This window comes from Xanthobacter sp. BG11Y11_SDJG, from assembly GCF_057364445.1.
On the sequence record NZ_JBNFNU010000435.1, the window covers coordinates 1 to 3,361 of the forward strand.

Consider the following 3,361-nt stretch of genomic DNA (forward strand, 5'->3'; position numbering starts at 1 on the left):
CTTCGCCATCCATGTGGAGGTGTGCTGCGAACCGGGCACCGGGCGCGCCGGCCCCCACCGCTTCCGCGAGGGTCATCGATCACGCGCGGCGCGAACTGCGCGGCGCGAGGCGCGCCGCGCGTCCGTGACCTCGTCCAACAACCATTTCAACGAGGGCATGCGGCGCGCGTCGAGCGACCTCAACATGCTCATCACCGAGACGCCTGAGGGACCCTATCCCTATGCCGGGGTGCCCTGGTTCAGCACCGTGTTCGGGCGCGACGCGCTCATCACCGGCTTCGAGACGCTGTGGATGGACCCCGACATCGCCAGGGGCGTGCTTTCGCACCTCGCCGCCAACCAGGCGCAGGACTTCGACGGCGAGGCCGACGCCGAGCCCGGCAAGATCCTGCACGAGGTGCGGTTCGGCGAGATGGCGGAGGTGGGGGAGGTGCCGTTCCGGCGCTATTACGGCAGCGTCGATTCCACGCCCCTGTTCGTGATGCTGGCGGGGGCCTATTTCGAGCGCACCGGCGACCTCGCCACCGCCCGCGCGCTGTGGCCGGCGGTGACGGCGGCGCTCCAGTGGATCGCCGACCACGGCGACCGCGACGGCGACGGCTTCGTCGAATACGGCCGCCGGCGCGCCGACGGCCTCGTGAACCAGGGCTGGAAGGACAGCTTCGACAGCATCTTCCATGCGGATGGCACGCTGGCCCGCGGCCCCATCGCGCTGGTGGAGGTGCAGGGCTATGCCTATGCCGCCTGGCGCGCCGGGGCGCTGCTCGCCCGCGCGCTCGGCGAGGGCCATATGAGCGCCGCCTGGCATGCCCGCGCCGAACGCTTGCGCGCGGCGTTCGACGCCGCCTTCTTCGACGAGGACCTCGGCACCTATGTGCTCGCGCTCGACGGGGAGAAGCGGCCCTGCCGGGTGCGCGCCTCCAATGCGGGGCATGCGCTGTTCGCCGGCATCGCCATGCCGCACCGCGCGCCGGCTGTGGCCGAGATGCTCCTGTCCGGCGCCTTCTTCTCCGGCTGGGGCGTGCGCACGCTCGCGGTGGGGGAGGCGCGGTTCAATCCCATGAGCTACCACAACGGCTCGGTGTGGCCCCACGACACCGCGGTCATCGCGCTGGGCCTTGCCCAATACGGCTTCCGCGCCGAGGCGGCGCGACTGTTCGAGGGGCTGTTCCGCGCCTCGGTCTATTTCGACCTCCGGCGCATTCCGGAGCTGTTCTGCGGCTTCGCGCGCCAGCGCAGCCAGGGGCCGGTGGCCTATCCCGTCGCCTGCACGCCGCAGGCGTGGGCCGCCGCCGCCCCGCTCGCCATGCTCCAGGCGGCGCTGGGGCTCGGCTTCGACATCTCGGAGGGCACGGTGGTGTTCGACCGGCCGGTGCTGCCGTCCTTCCTCGACACGCTCGACCTGCGCGACATCACGCTCGGCGACGGCGCGCTCGACATCCGCGTGGACCGGGGCGCAGGCGGCAGGACGTCGCTGTCCGTCCTCGCCCGGCGCGGCGACGTGGGGCTGAAGGTGGAACTCTGACGCGGCCGCCCCAGGGGCGGCGCTCGGGGGTCATTGCGGGGCGGAGGGCAGGTCGCCCGTGTCGGGCGCCGGCTCGGCGCCGCCCCCTTTCTTCTCGCGCGCGGCGTCGGCGAGCAGAGCGTATTCGAGCCGCATCCGCTCCAACGTCTCCTCGTCCAGGTCTTCGAGGTCAAGCAGGATCTGGCGCGGGCCGTCGAGACGGGCGATCAGCTCGTCGAGCTTGATCTGAAGGGCCATGGTATCGCGGTTCTGAGCGTTCTGGATCACGAACACCATCAGGAAGGTGACGATGGTGGTGGAGGTGTTGATCACCAATTGCCAGGTGTCGTTGAAGCCGAACAGCGGCCCCGACACGCCCCACACCAGGATGATCGCGACAGCGCCGACGAAGGTCGCCGGCTTGCCCGCATAATGGGCGATGGCCTGGGCGAAGCGCGTGAACAGACCGCGCTTCGCCCGCCCGTCCTCGACCCGCCGCCGAAGCTCGGCGAGGGAACTGTGCGCATGCCCGGCCATGAGGACGCTCTCCGTGAGATGGCGAAGGAAGCTCCGGCACCGGGCCAAGGTTCCCGCGCGCGCCCGCGGCGTCGCGTCGGCGGGGGGGCGCGTCGCCTGGGCCGCTCGGCGACAACGCTCTGCGCTCTGCTTCATGAGCGCGGTGTCCGCCGAGGCCCCTTTGAGCGGGCGCGCCCGGAATTGGGCCGCAATGGCAAGCCCATCCCCCGCGAGGAGGGCATTCGGGAGGGCAGGGGCGTTTGTTGCCCGCCCCTATCCCTGCTAAACCGCTGCCGGACGAGAGATGCGGGCGCGGTACGCCCGTGCGACCGCCGAGCGGACCCGTATGAAGACGACCGACCAAAAGGCCATCGCCGACTATCTGGACCAGTCCCGCGCCGTGCTTCAGGCGGCGCTCGCCGCGCCAGCCTTCCTCGCCGCCGCGGCGGCGGTGACCGAGGCGTGGGTGACCTGCCTCGGCAATGGCGGCAAGGTGCTGCTGTTCGGCAATGGCGGCAGCGCCGGGGACGCCCAGCACATTGCCGGCGAGCTGCTCTCGCGCTTCCGCTACGATCGCGCCCCGCTGCCGGCGCTGGCGCTCACCGTGGACAGCTCGGTGCTCACCGCCATCGCCAACGACTATGGCTACGAGCAGGTGTTCTCGCGCCAGGTGGCCGGCCTCGCCAAGCCGGGCGACGTGGCGGTGGGAATCTCCACCTCGGGCCGCTCGCCCAATGTCCTGGAGGGCCTCAAGATGGCCCGGGCCTGCGGCGCCGTGGCCATCGGCTTCGCCGGCGAGGACCCGCGCGACATGGGGCCGCTGTGCGACATCGTGCTCGCCGCCCCGTCCGCCTCGACGCCGCTAATCCAGCAGGTGCATCTGTCCACCGCGCACATTATCTGCGAGCGGGTGGAGGCGCGCCTGTTTCCCCGGCCCGGCCGGTAACCCCATGCGCGCCGGCCACGCCTTCGCGGAAGACGCGCCCGATACGCTCGTGGTGCTTCTGGGCGCAGCGGACACTGCGGTGGACGGCGACACCGAGCGGCTCCAGCGGCTGATCGCGGAGGCCGGCCGCTATGGTTTTCGCTCGGTTCACATCTTCCATGCCCCAGCCTGTACCTTTGTGGTGAACGAGGCGCTGTCCTCCTTGCCGGCTCTGGCGCCGATGCCGCAGGCGGACAGCTTCGCCACCGGGGCGCCCTTCGCCACTTTGCGCACGCGCCTGCCCGATCTCGGGCATCGCGTTCTGGTGGCCAGCGGGCTGGCGCTGCCGGACTTCAACTGGCTCGATCTGATGGCCGCGGTGGCGCGTCGCGCGCCGGGGTCGCGGCGCTCCAGTG

Annotated in this window: 4 protein-coding genes; 3 read left to right on the plus strand and 1 reads right to left on the minus strand. The window is 71.4% G+C overall.

Annotated features, from left to right (window positions below; translation table 11 throughout):
* A partial coding sequence (locus tag AC2W7M_RS22345; protein ID WP_486135016.1) for an amylo-alpha-1,6-glucosidase occupies window positions 1-1,525 on the plus strand: 1,525 nt, incomplete at its 5' end.
* 30 nt (window positions 1,526-1,555) lie between these two features.
* Here the strand turns inward: AC2W7M_RS22345 and AC2W7M_RS22350 are convergent.
* Window positions 1,556-2,041 (minus strand): low affinity iron permease family protein, encoded by a 486-nt coding sequence (locus AC2W7M_RS22350; RefSeq protein ID WP_486135018.1) that lies wholly within the window; start codon window positions 2,039-2,041, stop codon window positions 1,556-1,558.
* 325 nt (window positions 2,042-2,366) lie between these two features.
* Between AC2W7M_RS22350 and AC2W7M_RS22355 the strand changes: the two genes are divergently transcribed.
* Window positions 2,367-2,966, plus strand: a complete 600-nt coding sequence (locus AC2W7M_RS22355; protein WP_486135019.1) for a D-sedoheptulose 7-phosphate isomerase — start codon at window positions 2,367-2,369, stop codon at window positions 2,964-2,966.
* A 4-nt stretch (window positions 2,967-2,970) separates the two neighbouring features.
* Window positions 2,971-3,361 (plus strand): hypothetical protein (locus AC2W7M_RS22360; RefSeq protein WP_486135021.1); only part of this gene is annotated, 391 nt, incomplete at its 3' end.